Origin of the sequence: Nocardiopsis sp. JB363 (assembly GCF_900143625.1) — a bacterium.
In the GTDB taxonomy this organism is placed as follows: domain Bacteria; phylum Actinomycetota; class Actinomycetes; order Streptosporangiales; family Streptosporangiaceae; genus Nocardiopsis.
This window is the reverse complement of sequence record NZ_FRFF01000111.1, coordinates 1-24,218: the sequence shown is the minus strand read 5'-3', so window position 1 is coordinate 24,218 and position 24,218 is coordinate 1. Positions and strand designations below refer to the sequence as shown.

19 protein-coding genes, 1 tRNA gene and 1 pseudogene are annotated in these 24,218 nt (G+C 69.1%); 10 read left to right on the top strand and 11 right to left on the bottom strand.

Going from position 1 to position 24,218, the window contains the following annotated elements; all coding sequences use genetic code 11:
* Window positions 1-12 precede the first annotated feature (12 nt).
* The 6 genes from BQ8420_RS16970 to BQ8420_RS16945 form a co-directional block, all read right to left on the bottom strand.
* Window positions 13-1,020 carry an ATP-binding cassette domain-containing protein gene (locus BQ8420_RS16970; RefSeq protein WP_087100106.1) on the bottom strand — a complete coding sequence of 336 codons (1,008 nt, stop codon included), beginning with the start codon at window positions 1,018-1,020 and terminating at the stop codon, window positions 13-15.
* Window positions 1,021-1,023: 3 nt separating this feature from the next.
* Complete coding sequence (locus BQ8420_RS16965; protein ID WP_087100105.1) at window positions 1,024-1,902, bottom strand: ABC transporter permease; 879 nt, start codon at window positions 1,900-1,902, stop codon at window positions 1,024-1,026.
* Window positions 1,895-2,701 (bottom strand): ABC-2 family transporter protein, encoded by an 807-nt coding sequence (locus tag BQ8420_RS16960; protein ID WP_087100104.1) that lies wholly within the window; start codon window positions 2,699-2,701, stop codon window positions 1,895-1,897. Before BQ8420_RS16960 ends, BQ8420_RS16965 begins: the two co-directional genes overlap by 8 nt.
* 176 nt (window positions 2,702-2,877) lie before the next feature.
* Window positions 2,878-3,642: an SDR family oxidoreductase gene (locus BQ8420_RS16955; protein WP_087100114.1), complete on the bottom strand. Its 765-nt coding sequence runs from the start codon at window positions 3,640-3,642 to the stop codon at window positions 2,878-2,880.
* Between the two features lie 129 nt (window positions 3,643-3,771).
* Window positions 3,772-4,401, bottom strand: coding sequence for a DAK2 domain-containing protein (locus tag BQ8420_RS16950; RefSeq protein ID WP_087100103.1), 630 nt, complete (start codon window positions 4,399-4,401; stop codon window positions 3,772-3,774).
* Window positions 4,402-4,415: 14 nt separating this feature from the next.
* On the bottom strand, window positions 4,416-5,411 hold the full coding sequence (locus tag BQ8420_RS16945) for a dihydroxyacetone kinase subunit DhaK (RefSeq protein ID WP_087100102.1): 996 nt from the start codon (window positions 5,409-5,411) through the stop codon (window positions 4,416-4,418).
* A 278-nt stretch (window positions 5,412-5,689) separates the two neighbouring features.
* Between BQ8420_RS16945 and BQ8420_RS16940 the strand changes: the two genes are divergently transcribed.
* Entirely contained in the window at window positions 5,690-6,904 is a 1,215-nt protein-coding gene (locus BQ8420_RS16940) for a DUF418 domain-containing protein (protein WP_087100101.1), read from the top strand.
* A gap of 262 nt (window positions 6,905-7,166) precedes the next feature.
* Here BQ8420_RS16940 and BQ8420_RS32325 read toward each other — a convergent pair whose 3' ends face one another.
* Complete coding sequence (locus tag BQ8420_RS32325; RefSeq protein WP_235006318.1) at window positions 7,167-8,114, bottom strand: CHRD domain-containing protein; 948 nt, start codon at window positions 8,112-8,114, stop codon at window positions 7,167-7,169.
* Window positions 8,115-8,363: 249 nt separating this feature from the next.
* Here BQ8420_RS32325 and BQ8420_RS16930 point away from each other — a divergent pair, with 249 nt between their 5' ends.
* The 7 genes from BQ8420_RS16930 (at window position 8,364) to BQ8420_RS16900 (ending at window position 18,233) form a co-directional block, all read left to right on the top strand.
* On the top strand, window positions 8,364-9,608 hold the full coding sequence (locus BQ8420_RS16930) for a lipopolysaccharide assembly protein LapB (protein WP_087100100.1): 1,245 nt from the start codon (window positions 8,364-8,366) through the stop codon (window positions 9,606-9,608).
* 207 nt (window positions 9,609-9,815) lie between these two features.
* On the top strand, window positions 9,816-10,577 hold the full coding sequence (locus BQ8420_RS16925) for a L,D-transpeptidase family protein (protein ID WP_087100099.1): 762 nt from the start codon (window positions 9,816-9,818) through the stop codon (window positions 10,575-10,577).
* A gap of 87 nt (window positions 10,578-10,664) precedes the next feature.
* Window positions 10,665-11,417 (top strand): protein phosphatase 2C domain-containing protein, encoded by a 753-nt coding sequence (locus BQ8420_RS16920; protein ID WP_087100098.1) that lies wholly within the window; start codon window positions 10,665-10,667, stop codon window positions 11,415-11,417.
* Window positions 11,418-11,878: 461 nt separating this feature from the next.
* Window positions 11,879-12,328, top strand: coding sequence for a hypothetical protein (locus BQ8420_RS16915; protein ID WP_087100097.1), 450 nt, complete (start codon window positions 11,879-11,881; stop codon window positions 12,326-12,328).
* Between the two features lie 465 nt (window positions 12,329-12,793).
* Window positions 12,794-14,044, top strand: coding sequence for a multidrug effflux MFS transporter (locus tag BQ8420_RS16910; RefSeq protein WP_369825511.1), 1,251 nt, complete (start codon window positions 12,794-12,796; stop codon window positions 14,042-14,044).
* Window positions 14,045-14,123: 79 nt separating this feature from the next.
* Complete coding sequence (locus BQ8420_RS16905; protein WP_087100096.1) at window positions 14,124-16,898, top strand: DEAD/DEAH box helicase family protein; 2,775 nt, start codon at window positions 14,124-14,126, stop codon at window positions 16,896-16,898.
* Window positions 16,899-17,189: 291 nt separating this feature from the next.
* On the top strand, window positions 17,190-18,233 hold the full coding sequence (locus BQ8420_RS16900) for a hypothetical protein (protein ID WP_087100095.1): 1,044 nt from the start codon (window positions 17,190-17,192) through the stop codon (window positions 18,231-18,233).
* Between the two features lie 74 nt (window positions 18,234-18,307).
* Here BQ8420_RS16900 and BQ8420_RS16895 read toward each other — a convergent pair whose 3' ends face one another.
* The gene (locus BQ8420_RS16895; RefSeq protein ID WP_087100094.1) at window positions 18,308-19,555 is read right to left on the bottom strand and encodes a D-arabinono-1,4-lactone oxidase; all 1,248 of its coding nucleotides are present in this window, start codon (window positions 19,553-19,555) and stop codon (window positions 18,308-18,310) included.
* A gap of 141 nt (window positions 19,556-19,696) precedes the next feature.
* Between BQ8420_RS16895 and BQ8420_RS16890 the strand changes: the two genes are divergently transcribed.
* Window positions 19,697-20,005, top strand: a complete 309-nt coding sequence (locus BQ8420_RS16890) for a hypothetical protein (RefSeq protein WP_087100093.1) — start codon at window positions 19,697-19,699, stop codon at window positions 20,003-20,005.
* 129 nt (window positions 20,006-20,134) lie between these two features.
* Here BQ8420_RS16890 and BQ8420_RS16885 read toward each other — a convergent pair.
* Window positions 20,135-20,210, bottom strand: a tRNA-Arg gene (locus BQ8420_RS16885).
* Between the two features lie 150 nt (window positions 20,211-20,360).
* Window positions 20,361-21,611 (bottom strand): aspartate aminotransferase family protein, encoded by a 1,251-nt coding sequence (locus BQ8420_RS16880; protein ID WP_087100092.1) that lies wholly within the window; start codon window positions 21,609-21,611, stop codon window positions 20,361-20,363.
* A gap of 138 nt (window positions 21,612-21,749) precedes the next feature.
* Between BQ8420_RS16880 and BQ8420_RS16875 the strand changes: the two genes are divergently transcribed.
* Entirely contained in the window at window positions 21,750-23,216 is a 1,467-nt protein-coding gene (locus tag BQ8420_RS16875; RefSeq protein ID WP_087100091.1) for an NAD-dependent succinate-semialdehyde dehydrogenase, read from the top strand.
* Between the two features lie 400 nt (window positions 23,217-23,616).
* On the opposite strand, the pseudogene BQ8420_RS31980 reads toward BQ8420_RS16875, so the two are convergent.
* Window positions 23,617-24,218, bottom strand: a pseudogene (locus BQ8420_RS31980) (hypothetical protein); the annotation flags it as partial.

The following is a 24,218-nucleotide window of genomic DNA, read 5'->3' as shown; positions in this document are numbered from 1 at the left end:
GCACTGACCGGCTCAGGCGCTGCCCGCTCTCTCCACCGGCATCGTCCCGCGATAGAGCGACGACACCACCGCCTCGATGTCGGGTTCGCGCAACGTCAGGTCCACCACCTCATGGTCCCGAGCCACCTCGGCGATCACCCGGGCGGGGTTGTCGCTCAGCTCCAACCACTGCCGAGGGCCCTCCACCCGGACGGCGCGGGCTCCCGGCACCTCGATCATCGGAGCCGGAGTGGCCAGGTCGACCACCAGAACCCGTGGAATCGGGACGGTCGCGCGCAGCCCGGGAAGATCACCCTCGAAGGCCAACCGACCATGGTCGATCACCATCACACGGTCGCATAGACGCTCCACATCTCCCAGGTCGTGGGTGGTGATGAGGATGGTGGTGCCCCGTTCGGCGTTGGACCGCAGCAGGAACTCGCGGATGGTCGACTTGCTCACCACGTCCAGCCCGATCGTGGGTTCGTCCAGGACCAGTAGCCGCGGAGCGTGCAGCAGGGCGGCGGTGAGGTCGCCCCGCATACGCTGACCCAGGCTGAGCTGTCGGACCGGGGTGTCCAGGAAGGGGCCGAGTTCGAGGAGTTCGGTGAGCTCCGCCAGACGTTCGGCGTGCTCCCGCTTCGGTACCCGGTACAGGTGCCGGGTCAGGGACAGACTGTCCCGCAGCGGGAGGTCCCACCACAGGGTGGTGCGCTGCCCGAACACCACACCGATCTCCGCGGCCAGCCGAGTACGCCGGCGGGCCGGTTCCATCCCCGCCACCCGCACGGTCCCCGAGGTGGGGGTGAGGATGCCGGTGAGCATCTTCATGGTGCTGGACTTGCCGGCGCCGTTGGGACCGAGGTAGCCGACGATCTCCCCGGCCCGAACCGTGAAGGTGACGTCGCCGACCGCGCTGACCGTGCGGCGGGTCCGACGTAGGAACGGACCTTCGGACAGGACGAAGTCGCGTCCCAGGCCGACGGCCTCGATGATCGGTTCTCCGGGTGCGTGGCGATGGACTGTCTCGTTCGGGGTCATCTGTCAGCTCCCGGTGGATCGATAGTGGCGCAACCCGAACCGCCAGGTGAGGGCGGCACAGGCGCAGAGGAGGACCGCGATGGCCGGCCCCATGTAGCGCAGCTGCTCGGGCATGCCGAGGGGGTCGGTTCGGTCGAGGACGAGCAGGGCGGGCTGCCAGCTGATGAAGGCCAACGGCACCACGTAGGTGACCGCGCGGACGATCTCCTGCCCATAGATCGCGATGGGGTACTCGGTGAGGGCCTGTCCTCCGTAGGTGAGCGAGTTGGCGGCCTCCCGCGCGCCGGCTATGAAGAACTGTAGGCACCCGGTGATCACCCAGATCGCGGCGCAGATCAACGTGCCGGAGAGCATCATCAAGGCCAACAAGGCCACCTCGGCCGCGGACCACTCGACGTCGACCCCGGCCAAGGCGACGCCCAGGACCGCCAGGGCCGGTACGACCTTGCCCAAGCGTCGTGGTGAGAACTCGTCCGCGGCCACCTGGACCAGTGGGGACACCGGTCGGATGAGCATGATGTCGAGGGTGCCGGACCGGATGTGGTTCCCCAGGCGTTCCACCGAACCCGCGAACATGTCCGCGGTCCCGAAGGCGCTCGCCGCCAACCCGAACACCAGCAACCCCTCCATCACCGTGAACCCGGCCAGGGTTCCGGCGTGGCCGAACAGGATCACCACGGCGCCGACCTGGATGAGGACGCTGACCATGACGGCCAGGGACATGAGGATGAGGGAGAGCCGGTACTGCGCGAAGGCCCGTACCCACAACCAGGCGAGTCGCCGGTAGTCGACGAACGGGCGCAGAAGTGTCGTGGCCGCGTGCCGGACCCGGCCGGACCGTTCACCGTCGGGAACCTCGACGTGGTGCCGAGTGTCAGCCACCCTGGATCACCACCCTGCGCGTGGCCGTGGCGGTGATCCAGGCACCCAGGCCGAGCAACAGCGCCGCCCACAGCGTTTGGAGGGCCAGACCGCCCAGAACACCCCCGCCGGGCAGGGACTCCTTACCGAGGAGGATCTCGGCGGGGATCTGCACCAACGAGGCCCACGGCAGCAGCCTCAGGACTTCTCCGATCACCGGTGGGAACAAGGGCAGCGGCAGGATCATCCCCGCGGCCACCGGCCCGATCAGCCCGGCGACCACCCACACGCCACGGCTGTCCAGCATCCAGAACCCGCAGAGCGAGTACAGGTAGCGCAGGGCGAAACCGACCAGCGCGGCGAGGATCACCGAGACCAGGAACGCCAGCGCCCCCGCCACCTCGTTGGGCACCACCGCGCCGAACAGGACCACACCGATCAGGAACGTGGGGACTCCGCGGAAGAGGAAACCGAACGTGGCCCGGCCCAGGTCCTGTGCCAGGCACCATCCTTGGAGGGAGACCGGGCGGAGCAGGTCGTTGGCGACCTCACCGGTGCGGATGCGCTCGGCGAGGTCGAGTGAGGGCGCGGCGCTGACGATCATGGTGACCGTGATGAGCATCTGCCCGACGAACACCTGGGTGACGGCGTCGGTGGCGTCGTATCCGTTGATCTGTGGACGCGCGGCGAATACGGCGAGCAGGACCATCGCGTTGATGGCGCCGAAGACCGAGTTGGTGATGAGGCCGGCGATCAGCGCGGCACGGTAGGTCGAGTGGCGGCGTAGCCCTCGGGCGTACACCGCGAAGTGGACACGCACGGGCGCGACTCCCCTTCTTGGCTGGAGAACGTGCATTCGGCACGTCCCTGGGCCAGGGGGCCAGGTCCGGGTCGCCTCGGGGGAGCGACGTTAGCACAGCGGGGACGCCCCCACCCCGCGATTTCGGAAAGGTCCGGGGCGGGTGAGGCGGGTGGGATTTCGTTGGCGTACCGAGGTCAGCCGCGGCCGGCGAAGGGCATCTCCCGAGCCATCACCGTCAGGGTGGGAACGTTGACGTCCAACGGCAGGGACACGATGTGCGCGAGGGTGTCGGCGACGTGCACGGCGTCGATGGTGGGTTCGGGGCGCACCGAACCGTCGGCCTGGCGGGCGTTGGCGCCGAACCCCGCGGTCATGGCGGTGGCGGCGTTGCCGATGTCGATCTGGGTGCACGCGATGCCGTGCCCGCGCAGATCCAGGTTCATGGAGGCGGTGAGTCCGCTGATGGCGTGCTTGCTCACCGTGTACGCCACGCTCGACGGCCGAGGCACGTGCGCCGAAACGGACCCGTTGTTGATGATCCGGCCACCACGGGGTTCCTGGTCGCGCATGAGCACCGCGGCCTCTCGGGCGCAGTACAGCGCCCCGGTGACGTTGGTGTCCAGGACCTCCCGCCAGTCCTCGTCGGAGATCTCGTCCACCGACGCCGCGGGCCCGAACACACCGGCGTTGTTGAACAGCACGTCCACGCGCCCATGGCGTTCACGTACCTCCCGGAACAGCGACCGCACCGACTCCGGCGAGGTCACGTCGGTCTCCACGACCGTGGCCCCGGGGCGACTCTCGGCCGTCTCCTCCAGGGTCGCGGCACGACGGCCCGCCAGGATCACCGCATGACCGTCTTCGAGCAGGCGTCGCGCGGTGACACGACCGATCCCCGCTCCGGCTCCGGTGATCACGACGACCTTGTGGTCGCCGGATTCACTCTCGGTCTCTCTCATGTTCATCCCTCGCTCCGGGCCCGCGTTTTTCGGCCCGTGTTCTTCGGATCGCTTACACGCTCCGTGTTCTCGGCCCGTGTTCTCGATCCGCGGAACGGGAGGTTATCGGTCCAGGGATGCGTGCTCCCCTCAGGCCCCCTCGGCCGACTCGAAGAACCACGCCACGGCCACCGCACCCGGGTCGAGCACGTCCTGTGCCCGTTCCCCCAGGTAGCTGGCGCGTCCTCGGTGCGCGATCATCCCGCTGGTGGAGTCCGCGCCGGCGCGGGCGGCTCGTGCCGCGTCCACCACCGCTTCCCGCCAGGTGCCCGAGGTGGTCTCGGTGAGCGCGTCGGTGGCCGGTGCCATCGCGTCCACCATGGTCTTGTGTCCCACTTCGGCCTTGCCGAGCCTTCGTACGGCACCGGTGGCCATACCGAAGGCCGCGCCCAGCGCTGGAACGTCCCAGGGGGCGGAGGGTCCCGCTCCGAGCCGGCCGAACCACAGACCGAACAGCGGACCACTGGTACCGCCGGAGGCGAGGAAGGCGTCGGAGACGGTCTGGAACACCTGGGCCGGATGTTCGCCCTCGGTCCCCGCCAACCCCTCACGCCCCCGTTTGAGCGCGGAGGAGATGTTCCACCCGAAGTCGCCGTCCCCGGCCCTCCGATCCAGTTCGGTGAGCTCGTCGGCCCCGGCGACCACCCGTTCGGCGAACGCGAGCAGCCATGCCTTGGCCTCCGCGCCGGTCAGGTCGGTCCCGTTCCCGTCACCCGTCATGTCCACCACTCCCCTCACCACACCAGCGCCGGGGTACGCACCGGCGCGTCCCAGAACTTCACCAGGTCGTCGGTCAACGCGGTGAGCGTGATCGACAACCCCTTCATGTCCAACGAGGTCACGTACGGGCCGACCAGGGAACGGGCGACGCCGATCCCCAGCCCGTCCAGGACCCGTCTGGTCTCGCGGGCCGCCACCCCCAGTTCGAGTCCGTGGGTGGCGCCCAGGCCGTTGACGATCGCCAAGACCGCGTCGCCGCGTTTCAGTCCCACCGACTCCACCAGGGGCGTCACCAGACTCTCCACGAGTTCCGCGGCGCCGGTGATCGGCCGGGTCTCGATGCCTCGTTCACCGTGGATGCCCACGCCGAACTCCATCTGTCCGGGGTCCAGGTCGAAGGAGCGCCGTCCGGTCATCGGGTTCGTGCACGCCTCGAACGAGACACCGAGCGTCGCCGAGCGCGCCACCACTTCCCGGCCCAGTTCCCGCACCTCGACGATGGGTGCCCCCGCCTCGGCCGCCGCGCCGCAGATCTTCTCGACCGCGACCACCGCGGCGGTACCGCGCCGGCCGGGCCCTCCCTCGTCCTCCTTCTGCGTGGCCAGGTCGTCATCGACCAGCACTTGTTCGACCCGATGCGTCTCGGAGAGGAGCTCGGCGGCGATGGAAAAGTTAAGGACGTCCCCGGTGTAGTTCTTGACGACCATCACCGTGCCCTCTCCGGTGTCGGCGGCCTGGATCGCCGCGCGCACCTGTAGGGCCGTGGGGCTGGCGAAGACGTCACCGGGCACCGCCGCGTCGAGCATGCCCTGGCCGACGAACCCGGTGTGCAGGGGTTCGTGCCCTGATCCACCACCCGATACCAAGGCGACCTTGCCCGGGGCGGGCACGCGCCGGGTGACGAACAGTGGATCGGTGTGGACGTCGATCAGGCCGCTGTGGGCTTCGACGAGCCCCTCCAACGCCTGTTCGACGAGGGTCTCTCTCTCGTTCATGAAGAACCGGCTCATGCCGCCTCCCGGATGGTCGGAGTTCTGGCCGGGTCACCGCGCCGCGGGCATGGCGCCGTGCCCCGCCCACACGGCCTACCCGCTTTTCGACGCGTCCCACGCCCGGGGCCTCCCATCGATCGGATCCGATCGTGGCCGACCGACCTATCGGCGGCGGCCCGATCCGGCCGGTCGGCCGGCCTGCCGACCGATGCGCCCTTCCCCTCTGCCAACGGAGACTGAAACCCGACGGCACCGCCGGACCCAGGACCACTTCGGTCGAGAGAGGACATGTCGACATGTCGGCACCAACGAACGGTTCCACCGGTTCCGTGATCCCGCCGAGGGCGACGCGCAAGCTCGCCCCCGACCTGGCACGCGGTGTCATGCTGTTGCTCATCGCCATGGCCTACGCGGGTGTGTACGCCGGGGTCGGCTTCGGTGTGGACGTGTCCGGCGAGCCCGCGCAGGACCGGCTCGCCGCCCTGTTCACCACGTTGTTCCTGGACAACCGTTCCTTCCCGATGTTCGCCATCCTGTTCGGTTACGGGATGGCCTGGATGGTCTCCCGGCAGCGGGCCCGGGGCACCTCCGACCAGGAGATCCGTAGGTTGCTGCGGCGACGGGGCTTCTTCCTGCTGCTGTTCGGCGCCGTGCACGCCCTCCTCGTCTTCCCCGGCGAGATCCTCACGTCCTATGGTCTGGCGGCGCTGGTCACCGGTTGGTTGCTGCTGCGTTCCGACAAGGCGATCGTGCGAGCAGGGGTGGTGTTCGCGGTGTTCTACGTGATCACCGTGCCGATCTCGATGGTCGGGATGAGCGTGGGCAACGCGACGCAGGGGCCGGAGGCGTTCGCGCTACCCGGGTACCTGACCGCCGAGGACTGGATCGGCCGTGTGGTGGGGCTGCCCTTCAGCCCGCTGTTCCTCGCCTTCGCGTACCCACTGCTGCTCTTGGTGGTCCTCGGTTACCGAGCGGGACGTGCCGGGCTGTTGGACGACCCGGCCGCGCACAAGGGCCTGCTCACCAAGGTCGCGGTGATCGGTATCGGCGTGTCCGTGCTCAGCGCGGTGCCCTCTGCCCTGAGCGCGTTGGGCGTGATCTCCCCGGACATGATCACCGAGGGGTTGTTCATGGCGCTTCAGGTGCTCACCGGGGTCTTGGGCGGCGCCGGTTACGCGGCCCTGTTCGCCCTGTGGAGTATCAGGCTGGACCGGACCCAGGGCCCGCTGACCAAGTCGGTCGCCGCCATGGGCAAACGGTCGCTCACCTTCTATCTCCTGAATTCGGTGCTGGTCGCCGTCGTCCTGCACACCGACCTGGTGGGGCTGGGCGACACGGTGGGTGCCGCGGGGGCACTCCTGGTGGCCACACTGGCGTGGTCGATGAGCCTGCTGGCGGCCGCGTTCCTGGAGTCACGGAACCGCCCCGGCCCCCTGGATCAGTTGATGCGGCGAGGAGTGTACGGCGGGCGTAGGGCGCGCCGGCTCGCCGCCGGCAAGGGTTCGACCTAGCCGGACCAGGAGCCCGCCGGGTCGAGGACCGGATCGGCGCCCTGGCGGGAACACCCATCTCCGAAGCGGGTGACGGGGCACGACGGAATTCCTCCGAGGCCGGCCGAGTCCGCGGGTCACAGGGGTCGACATCAACGCCACCGACCCCCACTGAACAGGGGTTCTTCGTTCGACCGGGCATGGACGTGGCGGAGACCCGATGGTTCGGGGCCCCGCCACGTCGCCTCACGACCGAAGAGCCGGTCGTCATGGTGTGGATCGGTCACTCGGTGGTCCCGCCACCGCCCTCGGTATCGGTGCCGCCCCCAGAGCCCTCACCGCCGCCTTCCGTGCCGGTCTCACCCTCGGTGCCGGTGTCGCCTTCACCACCGGTGTCACCGCCTTCGGTGCCCGTCTCGTCTTCACCACCGGTGTCGCCGCCCTCGGTGCCGGTGTCGCCTTCACCACCGGTGTCACCACCAGAGCCCTCTTCACCACCGCTGCCGTCCTCGGAGCCGGTGTCACCCTCGGACCCGCTGCCCTCTTCGCCGCCGGAGCCGTCACCGCCGCCGGTTCCTTCCCCGGAGCCGCCCTCCTCAGCGGGAAGCTGGCCGCGGACCGCACCGTCCGGGTAGTCGCCGGTATGCGTGTCGACGTAGAAGTTCTCGGGGTTCTCCTCGATCTGGGCGACGGTGAAGCCCTCACCGGTGTCGGTGCCCGCCTCTTCGTCCTCCACCCCAGTGGTGAAGGGCCCTTCCATGCAGCCGGAGCCGATCATGGTGCCGTCACCCCCGTCCTCCGGATCGGGGAAGGCCAGACGCGGCGGGCCGAACTCACCCTCGGCGGCCTCGTGCAGGTGGGTCGCGGTCTCGGCCGGGCTCTCGAAGGGTCCGGTGACGCCGGAGAGCTCGATGTCGTAGCAGATGATGTCCTCATCGCTGTTGAGTCGGAGCTCGTAGGTCCCGGTGGCGCCCTCCTCCCCCTCGACCGGCTGGCTCTCGGCGTCGACGACCATGTCCGGGATCGCGTCGACCATGAATTCGCTGGTGAAGGTCTCCGGTTCCTGGACCTCCTGTTCCGACTGCCCCGTCCCCTCCGTCGGCTCGGCCTGTTCCGTCGGCTCGGCCTGCTCGGTCTCCTCCGCGTGCGCGGCCGTCGCCTGTGTCGCGGCCAGTAGTCCCGCCGCGACCGCCGCCATGGTCGCCGTCATACGTCCCGCCGTCATGCTCATATCTGCTCTCCTCGATCCGCGAAATGTGCACGGACCCTCCTTTATGCGACGGAAATCGCTCTCCCATTCACTCGGGGTCACCAATTCTCGGCAAAAACACCACATCTCCACATCGCGGAACTGGTATTCGACCCGCTTCGCACCCTCCAACAGCGGGAACGTCGTCTCCAGAACCCCGCGCCGCGGGTGATCATCGGAACGTGGTGGGACGCGATCCGGTGTCCCGAACCCGAACGATGAGGCGACATCTTGACGGCAGATCTCGACCAGGCATGGCGGACCTTGGAGTCCGGCGACGTGGGCTCCGCGGTGAACTCGCTGCGAGGAGGGTCCGACGACCTCCGTCCGGCCGACGTCGGACGCTTCGTGGGCGCGGTCGGACGCGCCGCGAACCTTCCCGACCTCAGTACGACGGCGGACGCACTCCTGGAACGGCCGGACGCTCCGCAGGCCTGCTACGACTTCGGTCACGCATGCCTGGAGGCGGGCCTGCCGCACCTGGCGATCCCCGCTCTGCGAACGGGCCGGGACAGCGCACCGGAGGCCGCCCCGATCCTGTGGGAACTCACCTCGGCATTGGAGGACCTGGAGCGCCACGAGGACGCGGTACGCGCGCTACGGACCTGGGACGGCCCACTTCCGGACTGGCCCGGCGGATACCTCCTGGCGTACAACACGCTGTGTTCCGGCGACATCGATACCGCACGCGGGCTCCTCGACGACCTCCTCACCCCCGAGGACGAGTCCTGGGACCTGGCCCACCACCGGATCACCCTCATGGTCGAGCGGGCCGAAGCGGCCCGGGGTGCCGGCCCCATGGACCATCGTGATCTGCGTGGATGGCATTTCGCACTGACCGGCGCCGTCCTGGGGCAGATCTCCCCGTACGGCTTCGACGAGGGGATGACCGGACGCTTCGCCTACCTCGGTGACGGCTACCAGAGCTGTCGCACCGGGATCGCCGACTTGGCCGCGGCCTTGGCCGCGGGCGGGCGCACTCCCGACGCGGTGATGCCGTTGCCGGACCGTTCCAGCCGCGTCCTGGGTCTGGCCACCGCACGGCTGCTGGATCTGCCCGTGGTCCCGATCGATCCGGAACGCTCGGACGCCCTGGTGGTGGCCTACGATCTGAACGACAGCGACGCCGACCTGCGTCGGTCCCTGGTTCCTCGGTCACCGGGCCAGGTCCTGTTCGAGCACGCCTCCTGCTGGACCGAACCTCCGGGTGTCGCCGCCGACGTGGTCTCGGTTCTGCACCAGAGCGTGAACTCTCCGTGGGGCGAGAACCTCCGTGTCGTGGACGGTGACGTCGTCCGCGACCCGGCCGACGAGCGCCCCGAGGAGGAGATCGCCGAGGAGATCACCGCGCTCGAACCGGAGGAGAGCGACCCCGGCCTGGCGCCCTTCACCGAAGCGGTGGCCCAGCGGTGGGCGGACGGTCCGAGGTTGCCCTCCATGACCTCCGGGCCGGTACGCAGCTCCAGGTTCGTCTGACCCCACCGCCCGGGACGGCGGATCGGGACGCGGATCCGGAGAGCGGGTCGGGACGTCCTTGGACCACGGTGATCCCGCCCGTTCCCACAGACCATGTGTCTCGATTCGTCGCGCCCGGAGCGCCCCGACCTGCGAAGTCGATCCGAGTTATCCACAGATTCCGGAGTGAAGGGTCGGGAATCCGAGATCTGTGGGTAAATGGAACGTATGGTCTCCCCTCGATCACTCTTCGCAAGAAACCCCATCCGAACGACCCTCCTCCTCGGCCCGGCCTGCGCCCTGGCCTTGGGGGCCTCCCTGATCGCCTCTCCGGCGCACGCCGCTCCGGCCCCGGTCTCCGCCTCTGCGGCGGCTCCGGCCGCCGCCGTCACCGCGGATCTACGGTCCGGGGACTCCGGTGAGCAGGTGCGCGCCCTCCAGGAACGGCTGAGCGAACTCGGCTACTGGATCGACGGCGCGGACGGCGAGTTCGGTATGCACACCGAACACGCGGTCCTGGCCATGCAGAAGGCCGCCGGGATCGACCGGGACGGCATCGTCGGCTCGGCCACCCGCGGTGCCCTCGACGAGGGCACCGTTCCCTCCGCCACCACGGAGTCCGGCTCGGTGGTGGAGATCGACCTGGAACGGCAGTTGCTGTTGGTCGTCACCGAGGGCGAGGTCCAGCGCGTCATCCACACCTCCACCGGTTCCGGTCAGCCCTACGAGGGCTCCGACGGCGACGAGCGGATCGCCGTCACCCCGGAGGGCTCCTACTCGGTCTTCCGCGATGTCGACTCCTGGGACCCAGGACCCTACGGCGCGCTCTACCGACCCAAGTACTTCAACGGCGGCATCGCCGTGCACGGATACCCGAGCGTCCCGGCGCAGGCGGCGTCCAAGGGCTGCGCCCGGGTCAGTCTGGCCGCCATGGACTGGCTGTGGGAACAGGGCCACCTGGACATCCACGCCACCGTGCTGGTGCGCTGAGACGATCCTTCGCGCGGGGTCGGCCGGTGTGATCCGGACGACCCCGCCGGCACGGATGAGGGCGTCGGTCCCGGGTAGAACCGGCCCGTGCCCTTCCTCCTCGCCACCGAAGCCGGTGCCCCCGACCGTCCCAACGAGGACTTCGCCGCGGTCACGGCCACGTCCGCGGTGCTGCTCGACGGTGTCAGCGCCCCGCCGGACGAGGACAACGGTTGTTCGCACGGGGTCGCCTGGTACACACGCAGACTCGGGGCCCTGCTGTTGGCGGGGTTGGACTCCGGCCTACCTGTGCGCGACGCGCTGGCGGAAGCGATCACGGCCGTGTCCTCCGCCCACGCGAAGACCTGTGACCTCACCGTCCAGGAGACACCCTCGGCGACGGTGGTCGCGGTCCGGGTGCACGCCGACACCCTGGAGTACCTGGTGTTGTCCGACTCCGTGCTGCTGTCCCAGGACGACGGGCGGATCCGGGTGGTCGCCGACACCCGTCTCGACGACCTGCGCCCACGGGTGGGGCCGGGGACCGCGATCAGGGCCTGGCGCAACGTCCCGAACGGGTTCTGGACGGCGGGCGCCGATACGCAGGCCGCCGAGGAAGCCTTGACCGGCGTACTACCCCGGGCGTCGTTCCTGGCGATGACCGACGGGGCGAGTCGGTCGGTCGAGGTCTTCGGTGACCTCTCCTGGTCCGAGATCTTCGAGCTGGCGCGGGAACAGGGCCCTGGCTCCTTGCTGAAGCGGGTGCGCTCCCTGGAGGGGGCCGACCCCGAGGGTCGCCGTTTCCCACGCGGGAAGGTCCGGGATGACGCGACCGCACTCTGGTGGAACCCTGAGTCGTGAAACCCGACGTCGCGTAACCCCCGGCTACGGAACCCCTAGTTTCGGTCAGTCCTGATATCCAATTTTGTACTTTCCATTCTTCCGGAAATAAAGATCGTTTTCTCTGTGCACCCGAGTGAACAGGGAAAAGAACGTTGTCGACATTGCAGACGTTTCTACTGGTGCCCCAGATCACCTTTGCGCTGATTTCATAGAAAATTCCCCAACAGGGCAGCACGTACCTAAGCGATCTCGCCCGAAAGAGACGTACGCCTCCCATAAGCCCGGCCGGCAAGCGCTTTCGTGTGTCCTCTTCATCCGGTACATTTCCCTGTAACCGATCGGCCGGTGTTCCCGCCACAACATCCCCATCCGACGGCCGACCTTCACTGAACCCCTTTGTCCGCGCCCGTGTCGTACGGGCGCTGGAGAGCCCTTTCCATGCCCTTGGCCGTCATCATGACCGCCGAAAAGGAGACCGAGTGAGTGTCCCCGACCTCCTCGAACCAACCGGACCCAACCGTTCGCTGTACCGGTCCGGTCGGGTGGCCCGCGTCCGGGTCGACCTCATGAGCACGCCCATGACCGACGCCCCGTCCGACTCGGAGCAGCGTCCCAACCCCATGGACGCCCGCACCCCGGCGGAGTTCCTGCTGACCATGCGCCGCTATCTCGCCTGGGCCGGTGACTGGTCCTACCTGGAGTTGGAGTTCAAGTGCGGCGGTGTGGTCAGCTCCGACAAGTTCCGCCGGGCCCTTGAGGGCACCGAACTCCCCGGTTACGTGTTCCTGATGGCCTTCGTGACCGCCTGCGTCGGCACCGACGAGGGCGAACGCCTGCGTTGGGCCACCGCCTGGCACCAGCTGCGCCGTGCCGCCCGCGCCGCCGAGGACGCCCGACTGCGTGCTGCCTTGGAGCAGGACGAGAACTGACCTTCGGCCGCCTGGGACGGCGATGAAAGCCGGTCCCAGGCGACGTCCTTCAGATGACGGAGCAGGTCTTCCACCGGACCGTTCGGGTCGGCACACCCCCTGGTCCGGCCGCCGAGCCGCCCACTCGGCCTCACCACTTCCACCCCCCGGAGCCCCGGAGCGGCACCCCGCTTCGATCGGCTCCGATGTGCGCGGTGATCGGTGACCCTCGCAACCCGACGAGCGGATGAGTGAGCGCGCTCACGAGTACGGGAAGCCCACAGTGACAGGGCTTGTGGCCCTGTGGTTCGGATCACCGGGAAACCCGGGTCAAGTCGGGATCACGACCCCTTGGTCATCCGTTGCACGCGGAAGTGTCCCCGAGTCGGACACTTTCCAGGTGCCCCACCCGAAGGTGGCTCACGGCGCCAACCCGCACAACCCCTGGTTGCCCTGTACCTTCCTCTGTCCTTTTCTGGAGAGCTCGTGAGCCTGACCACCGTGCGCCCGAACGCGCGCACAGACACCGCCGCCGCGGCTCCGACGCGGCCGGCCGCCCTGCTCGTTCTCATCCTCGCCGCGCTGTCCGCCATCGGACCGCTCGCCACCGACCTGTACCTGCCGGCTCTCCCCCAGATCGCCGCCGACCTGGGGTCGAGCGAGTCCCGAGTGAAGCTCACCCTGACCGCCGTCATGGCGGGCCTGGCCCTGGGCCAGCTGGTCGCCGGTCCTCTCAGCGACCGTTGGGGGCGCCGTGGCCCCCTGTTGATCGGCACCGGAGTGTTCACCGCGGTGACCTTCGCGATCATGTTCGTGACGTCGACCGAGACGTTCATGCTGCTGCGTTTCGTCCAAGGTCTGGCCGCGGCGGCCGGCTTGGTGGTGTCCCGCGCGGTCGTGCGAGACGTGTTCCACGGCGACACCGCCGCCACCTTCTTCTCTCGGTTGATGCTGGTCACCGGGCTGGCGCCCATGCTCGGTCCGCTGCTCGGGGGGCAGCTCCTGTACCTGGGCCCGTGGCAGCTGATCTTCGGGGCGCTGGGGCTGGCGGGCGCTCTCACCTTCGTGCTGGTGTACGTGTCCCTGCCGGAGAGCCTGCCCGAGGAGAGTCGCACCAAGCAGGACCCGCGTGTGCTCGCCCGAACCTTCACCCGGCTGCTGCGCGACCCCGGTTTCATCGCACCCACCGCCGTCCTGGCGCTGAGCTTCGGGATGAGCTTCACCTACATCTCGGCGTTCTCCTTCGTGTCCCAGAACCAGTTCGACGCGACCGCCCAGCAGTTCAGTCTGGTCTTCGGGGTGACCACGCTCGGGATGATCCTCGGCAACCAGGTGAACGTGGCACTGATCCGGCGCATGGAGCTGCGTCGCAGGTTGGCCCTGGGGCTCCTGGGCGCCACCGTCTCGGTGCTCGCCATGGGCCTTCTCGCGGTGTCCGGGCAGGCCGACCTGGTGAACGTCACCACCGCGTTGTTCGTGATGATGCTCTTCACCGGACTGATCTCGCCCAACGCCACGGCGATGGCGCTCTCGGGCCAGCCCGCGGAGATCGCCGGGACGAGTTCGGCGCTGCTGGGCACGCTCCAGTTCGCGGTGGGTTCCGGCTTGGCCGCCACCGCCGGGCTGACCGGTGCCACCACTCTGGTCAGCATGACCACGGTGATGCTCCTGACCGCGGTGGCCGCGCTGGCGGTGTTCCTGTACGCCGCACGGCGCGCCCCCGCCCCGGCTCTCTGAACTCGACCGATTCCGAGGGCCCCGACGTCGATGTCGGGGCCCTCGGCGTATTCGGGGCCGTCCCACCTACTCTGGAGGGATGTCCGAAACGGCGGTAAAAGTGGCGGAGGCCACCTGGCCCGGGGAGCTGCGCCCCTATCAGCTCTCCGCCCTCGACGAGGTGGACCGGCGTTGGGCCCGCGGAGATCACCGGACCTGGATCGTGCTCCCTCCGGGCTCTGGCAAGACCCTCGTCGGGTTGGAAGCCGCCCGAAGACTGGGGCGCAGGACCGTGGTCCTGGCGCCCAACACCGCTATTCAGGGCCAGTGGATCCGGCACTGGGAGTCCTTCGACCGCCCCGAGGGCTGCGGCGCCGGCGGTGACCGCTCCCTCGATGACGACGTCAACGTGCTCACCTACCAGTCCCTGGCGGTCTTCGACCCCGACGCCGAAACGGACGAGGAAGGGCACTCGCCCACCCCCGTCAGCGACCGATTGCACCCCAACGGCCGCGCCCTGGTCGACGCCCTGCACGACGCGGGCCCGCTCACCCTCCTGCTCGACGAGTGTCACCACCTGTTGCAGGTGTGGGGGCGCCTTCTCGCCGAGATCCTCGACGAGCTCCCCGACGCCCATGTGATCGGGCTGACCGGTACCCCCGCGGGAAGCCTCACGGGCACCGAGCGCGACCTCGTCGACCGACTGTTCGGGTCCCCCATCACCGGCGCTTCCATCCCCGCCCTGGTCCGTGACGGCTATCTCGCGCCCTTCGCCGAGCTCGTGTACGTCACCGAACCCACCCTCACCGAACACGAGTACCTCGCCGGACAAGGCACCCGATTCAGCGCGATGTGCACCGACCTGCTCGAACCCGGGTTCGCGAACACCGACTTCCTGCCCTGGTTGGACGCCCGCTTCGTCTCCCGCGACACCACCGAGGGCGGACGCCTGGGGTGGGGCACCCTCGCCACGGACGACCCCGAGCTCACCGACGCCGTACTCCGGCTGCACCACCACGGGCTGATAGCTCTACCGGACGGCGCCCGCGTGTACGAACAGCACCGGCACCCGCCGCGCGCGGAGGACTGGACGGCGTTGATCGGGGACTACACCCGCCACTGCCTGGACCCCGACTCCTCGCGGGACAAGGAGGCACGCGAACGGATTCGCGCCGCTCTGCCCTCCGTGGGGTACCACCTGACCCGCCGTGGAATCCGCCGGGGAGCCTCACCGGTGGACCGGGTGCTGGCCCGCAGCGCCGCCAAGTCACTGGCCACCGTGGACATCCTCGCCACGGAACGGGACGCCGCCGGAACACGGCTGCGCGCCCTGGTGCTGTGCGACCACGAACGCGCCACCGCCCGGGCCCCCGCCGCGCTGCGCGGGGTGCTTTCCGACGACGCCGGATCGGCCTGGCTCCAAGTGGTCCGGCTGGCCGAGGACCCGCGCACCCGCGACCTGGACCCCGTGTTGGTCACCGGCCGCACCGTCGCAGCCGGGGCCGGCACCGCGGCGGCGCTGCTGGAATTCGCCCGTTCGGAAGTGCCCAGGGCCGACCTGTCCCTCCGTGAGGTGGACGGGCTGCACGTGGTCGAGGGTTCCTGGTCCTCACGCACCTGGGTCGGGGTGGTGACCCGGTTCTTGGAGAGCGGCCGTTCTCAGATCCTGGTGGGCACGCGCGCCCTGCTCGGTGAGGGGTGGGACGCGCGCGGCGTCAACACGGTGGTCGATCTGACCACCGCCACCACCCCTACCGCCGTGGTGCAGAGCCGGGGGCGTGCGCTGCGGCTGGACCCGGAGTGGACGGAGAAGGTGGCGCACACCTGGACCGTGGTGTGCGTGAGCCACGAACACCCACGTGGGGCGGCCGACTGGGACCGGTTCGTGCGTAAACACGAGGGCTACCTGGGGGTGGGCGCCGACGGCCAGGTGATGAGCGGGGTCGCGCACGTGGACCCCGAACTCTCCCCCTACGAACCGCCCACGGAATCGGCCCCTCTCAACACGAGGATGCTGGAGCGGGCGTCCGATCGGGACGGTACCCGGGACCGATGGCGGCTCGGCACGGAATACGAGGACACCCTCCTGCCGACGTTGCGGGTGTACGAATCCCGGAAGGGCCGGGCCGGGGTTCCGGAGGCCGGGGCGGACGTGGCCGTGCCCGGACCACCCGAGGTACTGGTGGGCGGCCAGGGCATCGTGCCCGCGCCTCGGAGTCTGCCCGCGGGCGGGGATCGGCTTCCCACCTGGGTGTTCGGTTCGCTCGCGGCCGTGTGTCTGGTGGCGTCGGCGTTCGCGCCGTGGTCGCTCGCCCTCGCCCTCGCCTTCGGTGCGGTCGCGGGCGTCCACTGGTGGCGGGCGCTCGGCCGGACACGGCGAGAGGCCGCACGCCTGCGGTCCCTGGCGCGCCGGCCGGTGGACACCTCCTACTACGCGTGCGCGGTCGCCGAGGCGCTGTGCTCGGCGGACCTGTCCGACACCGGTGCGCAAGGAGTGCGTGTGCACGTGGACACCGACGGGGTGTACCGGTTCACCCTCACCGACCCGGGTTCCGCGGAACTGTTCGCCGAGTCCCTGGACGAGGTCCTCGCACCTCTGGTCGGTGACCCGCGCTACCTGATCCCCCGGTACGTGCTCACCACACCGGTCGAGGGTGCGCGGAAGGACGCCACGGTGGTGGTCCCGCACGCGGTTCCGTCGGTCCTGGCCCGCAACAAGAAAGGGGCCCTGGCCTTCGAACGGGCGTGGAACCGGTGGGTGTCCCTGGGCGAGGCGGTGCACACCCGCACCGAGGCGGGCCGGGCCCTGCTGGCCGCGCACCAGGGCAGCGCGCCGTTGGAGGTCTCCACCGCCCGCCGAATGGCCTGGGAGTGAACACACCTTCAGACGCCCATCTTCGAGAATGGTTCACGCGAATTGATCATCAATAGGAAAACATTACGGGCGCTCCCTTTCGGAAACCGAAAAGTAGTTATCCGATCGTCTCCAAAAGGAGTGCTTTGCCCTCGCCTTACCTATCTAGCATCAATTGTCTGCGAATGCCCATGCGGTGAGAACCGGTGTGCTCGTTCGCCGTCGCCGCAGCCCACCCGCTTCCGGTGCGCGTGCGACATCCCCCACCGGTCGTGGAACGGAAACGACCGGATCAGACGAAGTGAGGGTTCCTTGACTCCCCGATCCCCCGAACACTCCCGGCGTGCCGCTCAGGGTGCCGTGGCCTTCATCGCCTTCGGCGCACTCACCCTGGCGGCAGCCCCCGCCTATGCCGACACCGGAGAGGTCGGTTACGCACGGGCGCACATCGCCGATGACGCCCGCATCCAGTTGTTCGGTCCTAGAGGTGGTGACGTCCACGGCACCAACCGCTACCTGGACGCCTACAAGGACGAGATCTTCGCCGACTCCCGGACCAGCATCCTGGTGGACGTGGACACGGACGAACTCATCTCACGTGTGCTCTTCGAGGAACTGCGCATCGAACTCACCGAGGGCGACATCGAAGCCATGCGTGAGGCGGCCTCCGGTGGTGTCTCCCAACCGGGCTTGGAGAACGCCGAGGGTTCCTCCGAAGAGTCCGTCCTCCATGCCTCCTTCACCGGCACCACGATCGAGACGCATCGGAACTGGGCCGGCGACGAGGAGTTCGTCCACGACGCGGGCGAGAGCTCCGTGGAGGTGAACGAGATCGGCGCCGAGTTCTTGTTCGTCACCAACACCTCCCCCTGGGAGGAGAGCATCGACGGCACGCCCCTGTGGGGCGCCCACCACTCCCTCGAACTCGTCGTGGACTTCCCCGAGGAGGGGTTCAGCGTCACCTACGGCATCGGGGACACCTGGGTCGCAGGTGACCTTCCGCCCGCGGAAGACGGCGGAGACGAAGGCGAGGAGGACGGCGAGAACGAAGATGGGAACGAGGGCGACGACGGGGACGACACCGGTGGCGAGGACGGCGGAGAAGGTGACACCGACCCGGAGGAGTCCGAGGGTTCCGGTGACGAGGGTGGCCAGGACCAGGAAGGCTCCGACGCCGAGAAGGACGCTGAGGCTCCGGCCGACGAGAAGCCCGGCAAGGAAGACGACCTGGCCCGGACCGGTGTGCCCGTCCTCGGCCTGATCGCCGCGGGCACCGCGATCGCCGCCGGCGGTGGCGCCGCCGCCTACCTAGCGCGCCGCAGGAAGAACTCCGCCCAGGAGAACCCCGAGGGTTGATCCCGTCGAGGGCTTCTGAGCGTGTGTGAAGCGCCAACGGGGCGGTCCGTCACAGGGCCGCCCCGTTCCCGCGTTCAGGGCCGGGGGAAGTAGGAATCCACGAAGGGGTTGCGGAATTTCCCGGTCGGGTCGAAGCGCTCCAACAGGTCGGCGAAGTCGGCCGCTCGTTCGTACCGACCGACGACCTCCATGGGCCGCAGCGTCGTGAGCTTGCCCCAGTGCGGGCGCGCGCCCAGCGGGGCGAGCCTTTCCTCTACCTCCCGCAGGACCGGGGTCACCGCTTCCGGGTTCCGATGCCAGGTGAAGTGGAAGGTCACCGAGTCGCGACCGTACGCGGGGCTCAGCCACAGGTCATCGGCGCGGACCGTGCGCACCTCCCCGATATACAGCACCTGGGCGATGTGGTCGCCGATCTCCCTGAGCGCCGCGAAGGCCTCGGGAGCGACCTCCCGAGGCAGGTAGAGCTCGGACTGGAGTTCGGCGCCGGCGCTCGGGGGCAGTTCCGGACGGAAGTGCGGCAGCCGATCACACCACGGGCCGGGCACGTCCAGCTGTTCGGTGGCGGGTTCGGTGGGCACCCCCGGAACCGGGTGCTGGGGGACGCTCGCCGAACGACCGCCGGACCACATGCCTCCGGGCTCGCCCACGCGCCGCTTCAGCCAGACCCTGCCGGTGGTCCCACACCAGTCGGTGAACAAGCTGACGCTGTAGGCCGCCCCGAAGACCGCGTCGAAGTCCGCCGCGACCTCGTCCAAGGGCACATCGAGCCGGACCCGCTGGGAGACCTCGAAGGTGGGTTCGATCTCCAGGGTGAGCCGGGTGACGATCCCCAACGCGCCGAGCGCCACCACCGAACCGGGGAAGGCGTCGTCGCCCCGCCCCAACCGGACCGTTTCACCGTCGGGGCCCATCAACTCGATCCTGCGGACCGCCGCGGCCAGACACCGTTGCCGATCACCGGACCCATGCGTGCCGGTGGCGCAGGACCCGGCCACCGAGATGTGCGGCAGCGAGGCCAGATTGCCCAGCGCGAACCCCCGCCGGTGCAACACGGTGGCCAGGTCCGCGTACCGGGTGCCCGCTGAGACGGTGACGGTGTCCACGCCCACCTCGATCTCCCGGGGGAGAACGTCCAACCGGACCAGGTCGTGGTCGGAGTCGGCGACCCGATTGAAGGAATGCCCACTGCCCAACGCCCGGATCCGCGGGGTGTCCCGGACCAGGGAGGAGAGCTCGTCGACGCTGGTCGGACGGTGGATCCGAGGGCTGGCGTAGGTGAGGTTCCCGGCCCAGTTACGGACCGGTGTGGGCGAGGCGGTCATTCGGCCTCCAGAGGGGGTCACCGCCTGGGAGCGTTCCCAGAGTTCGGATCGGGCACGCTACCAGACCCGCGTTCGGCGCCCTTCAGCAACCGGAGAGGATGCGGAAGCGTCCTATGTGGCACCCCGGCACTGAGGAGAAACGTGTCCCCCCTCCAGATCATCCGCGCCATCGCCATCGCCCTGATCTCAGGCGGAAGCGCTCTAGGACTGGTCCCCACCAGTTCGTGCGGAGCGGGCTGGTGGTCCTTCCCCATGCCCGAACAATCCTTCGGGTGGTTCGCCTACGAAGAGGTTTCCGCCAGGAACTTCTCGTTCAATGGGTGCGAGGTGACCATGGCACCGGTGGCTTCGTGGGCGGTCGCCCTGGTCGCAGCGGGTGTGGCCCTGCTCATCGTCCTGCGAATGAACGACCGACGCCCCGCCACGACACAGGAGAAACCCGAGGAGTAGACGAGACGGCCCGACAAAAGAAGCCGCCCAAGCTGTTTTCGCAGTTCGGGCGGCTGTGGGTCCAAGGCGGCACAAAAGCGCCTGCCGGGCTGCTTACGCATGCCCGGCAGTCGCTCCACTGTCTCAAGGTGGCGCACTCGGGAGGATTCGAACCCCCAACCTTCTGATCCGTAGTCAGATGCTCTATCCATTGAGCTACGAGTGCAGGTCTTGCAATTGTGTCCCGCTCGGGTGAGCTTCGCTCTCCCTTGCGACGTCTCCGACTCTATCACGCTGTGGGAGTGGGTTCGCGCCCATTTCGGGTGTGAGCCGGGCCATGCGGACGCCGCCGGTCGCCCGGCGGCGTCCTGGCAGGTCAGACCACTTCCTCCACGGAGGCCGCCCACAGTTCGAGGGCGGTGTCGACCTGATCGCCGTCGACGATCAGGGCCGGGATGAACCGGACGACGTTGCCGGCCGGGCCGCAGGTCAGCAGGAGCAGACCGTTCTGTGCGGCGGCCTGCTGGGCGCGCTGGGCGGTCTCCCCATCGGGTGAACCATCGGCCTTCACGAACTCGCAGGCCCGCATCAGGCCGCGGCCTCGCACGTCTCCGATGGCCGGGTTGGCCTCGGCGATCTTGGTCAGGCCCTGTTGAAGGCGCTCACCCTGGCGGGCGGAGTTCTCCACCAGCCCCTCTTCCTGGATGACATCCAGGGTGGCCAGGGCGCCGGCGCAGGCGACGGCGTTGCCGCCGTAGGTCCCACCCTGGGAGCCCGGCCAGGCCTTGTCCATGATGGACGAGGGAGCGGCGATGGCGGAGATCGGGAACCCGCTGGCGAGCCCCTTGGCGGTGATGACGATGTCCGGGCGAACGCCGGAGGGCTCGTGTCCCCAGAACGTTCCGGTGCGCCCGAACCCGGTCTGTACCTCGTCCATGACCAGCAGGAACCCGTGCCGGTCGGCTCGTTCGCGCAACCCCTGGAGGAAGGCGTCCGGGACGGGGACATAGCCGCCCTCGCCGAGGACCGGTTCGATGAACACCGCCGCGGTGTCCTTGGGCGAGGTAACCGTGGCGAACTGGTAGTCGAGCTCGCGCAGGGCGTAGGCGACGGCGTCGGCCTCGGACATGCCCAGTCGGTAGGCGTACGGGAAGGGGGCGACCACGACACCGGGGACGAGGGGGCCGATGCCCGCTCGGATCTTGGTACCGGAGGTGGTCAGGGAGGCGGCACCCATGGTGCGGCCGTGGAAGGAACCCTGGAAGACGACGGCGTTCTGCCGCCCGGTGGCCTGGCGGGCCAGGCGCAGGGCCGCCTCGACCGCCTCGCTGCCGGAGTTGACGAAGAACAGCCGATCGATCCCCTCGGGCAGGACCTCGCCGAGACGTTCGGTGAGTCGCAGCAGGGGACGGTGCATCACGGTGGTGTACTGGCCGTGGATCAGGGTCGCGACCTGTTCCTGGGCCGCGGCGACCACCTTGGGGTGGCAGTGTCCGGTGCTGGTCACACCGATCCCGGCCGTGAAGTCCAGGAAGCGGCGGTCGTCCTCGTCGTAGATGTAGACACCCTCACCTCGTGCGGCGATGACCGGGGTCGCCTGCTTGAGGGCCGGGGAGAGCTCCGCCATGCGATGGCCTCAATTCCTTGCTCTAGTTCCGTAGGATTGTTGACAATCGACACTGCTATGGAAACATCCGGGACGCGGCGGTGTCCAGCGGACGCACGCCGGGCAGTTCTCCGACCACAGTCGACTGAGGAGTAGAACATGGCGGATCGGGAAGCACGGGTCATCTCACAGGTGAACAAGATGCTCTTCCTCGGGGGAAAGTGGCGTGATGCGTCCACCGGGTCCATGTTCCCCGTGGAGGACCCCTCCACCCGCGAGGTCCTGTGCGAAGTCGCGAACGCGAGCAAGGAGGACGGTCTGGAGGCCCTGGACATCGCGACGCGCACGCAGCCGGAGTGGGCCAAGACCTCGCCCCGGGAGCGCGGTGAGATCCTGTACCGGAGCTATCAACTGCTGATGGACCACCAGGAGGAGCTGGCGGTCCTGATGACCTTGGAGATGGGCAAGCCGCTCGCGGAGGCGCGTGGCGAGATCGCTTACGCCGCCGAGTTCTTCCGCTGGTTCTCCGAGGAGGCGGTGCGGATCGAGGGCGGTTTCTCCACCTCACCGGACGGCAAGTCGCGCTTCCTCGTCATGCGACAGCCGGTCGGCCCCTGCATGCTCATCACCCCTTGGAACTTCCCCATGGCGATGGGAACCCGCAAGATCGGGCCGGCCATCGCGGCGGGATGCACGATGATCCTCAAGCCCGCCCAGCAGACCCCTCTGTCCGCGCTGGCGCTGGCCAACATCCTCACCGAGGCTGGTCTTCCGGAGGGGGTACTGAGCGTCCTGCCCACCACGGACCCGGGTCGGATCACCGAGCCGCTGCTCACCGACGGTCGGATCCGCAAGGTGTCGTTCACGGGGTCGACGGCTGTGGGCCGCAAGCTGCTGGAGCAGAGCGCCGGCCAGGTGCTGCGCACCTCCATGGAACTGGGTGGGAACGCGCCCTTCATCGTCTTCGACGACGCCGACCTGGACGCGGCCGTGGACGGGGCGATGCTCGCCAAGATGCGCAACATCGGGGAGGCGTGCACGGCGGCCAACCGGATCTACGTCCAGTCGGGGATCGCGGAGGAGTTCTCGACCCGGCTCAGCGAACGCATGGGCGCGCTCCGGTTGGGCCGTGGCCTGGACGAAGACGCGGACGTGGGTCCGCTGATCGATGACAAGGCCCGGCAGAAGGTCCAGAGCCTGGTCGACGACGCCGTCGAACGTGGAGCGAACGTGCTGGTGGGCGGTGGCCCCGGGGACGGACCAGGGCACTTCTACCAGCCGACGGTGCTGGCGAACGTGCCGTTCGCGGCGGAACTGTCCACCACCGAGATCTTCGGTCCCGTGGCGCCCGTGATGCCCTTCGACACCGAGGAGGAAGTGGTCCACGCCGCCAACGACACCGAGTTCGGCCTGGTCAGCTACCTGTACACGCGGGACCTGAACCGCGCGTTCCGGGTCAGTGAGGCCTTGGAGACCGGCATGGTCGGGCTGAACCAGGGTGTGGTGTCCAACCCGGCGGCCCCGTTCGGCGGGGTGAAGCACTCCGGGCTGGGTCGTGAGGGCGGTCGAGTCGGCATCGATGAGTTCCTCGACGTCAAGTACGTGGGGATCGGCGGAATTTCCTAGCCGGACGGCCTCGAAAAAGAAAGTCCGGAACCCGGTTTCAGCAATAGCCGATAACCATCTATTCGCGCCTCCTTGATATCCCTCCGGCGCAAGGAAAAGGGCGGTTTCGGACATGGGTCGCCGCGCCCCGTATCTCGGGGCGCGGCGACTTTATTCGTGAGGGTCCCGGGGAGGGTGACGGTGGCTCCCCGTCGCTGCCACGGGTACGCGCCGTTCCCACCCCGGGACCTTCCGGGAAGACCCCGGGCGGTAGGGCCCCCTGATCCCGCTTGCTCCGGGTGGCGTGGACGGACCCCCCACGGATCCCGCCACGCCCGCATCGGAGCGGATCAACCCTCGAACCGCCCGGGGCCGCGCGCACCCGCGTGTCACAACGCGGAGCGCGCGGTCGAACCGACGGCTACAGCAGGCCGTCGGTCAGGTCGGTGCCCAGGGCGTCGGTGGTGTCGCCGACCGGGTCGGCGCCGGTCACGTCCGTGTCCAAGGCGTCGGTCGGCAGCTCGTCGGTGGGCAGGGTCTCGGTGTCGACGACCTCCAGCTCGGCCAGGTCGTCGGCCTCGGTGAGACCGTCGACGGTGTCTTCCACCCCGCCGGCCGCGGGGGTTTCGGGCAGCACCTCGGTGTCGACGACGTCGGTCGCGGGGACGTCGAGGTCCTCGACGGCGCCGTCGGTGACACCCGTGGCGGTGTCCACGGCGTGGTCGTCCACACCGTCCAGGTCGGTGCCCACGCCCGACACGGTCTGGTCGACCACGGAACCGGCCTCGGCGGCGACGGCGTCGACGTCACCGCGGGCCTGCTGGGAGAGGAATTCGACCATGACGGTGGTGCCCTGGGCGGTGGCCAGGTAGCCGTCGGTGTCCACCTCGGGCACGTTCACCCGCGGAACGGTCACCTCGACGGAGTCGACCTGGTCCTGAGCGGCCCCCACGACCCCGTTGACCTCGGGAACGGCGACCCCGGGCAGGGCGGCGGAGGGCAGGGCGGGGTCGACCTCGGGCA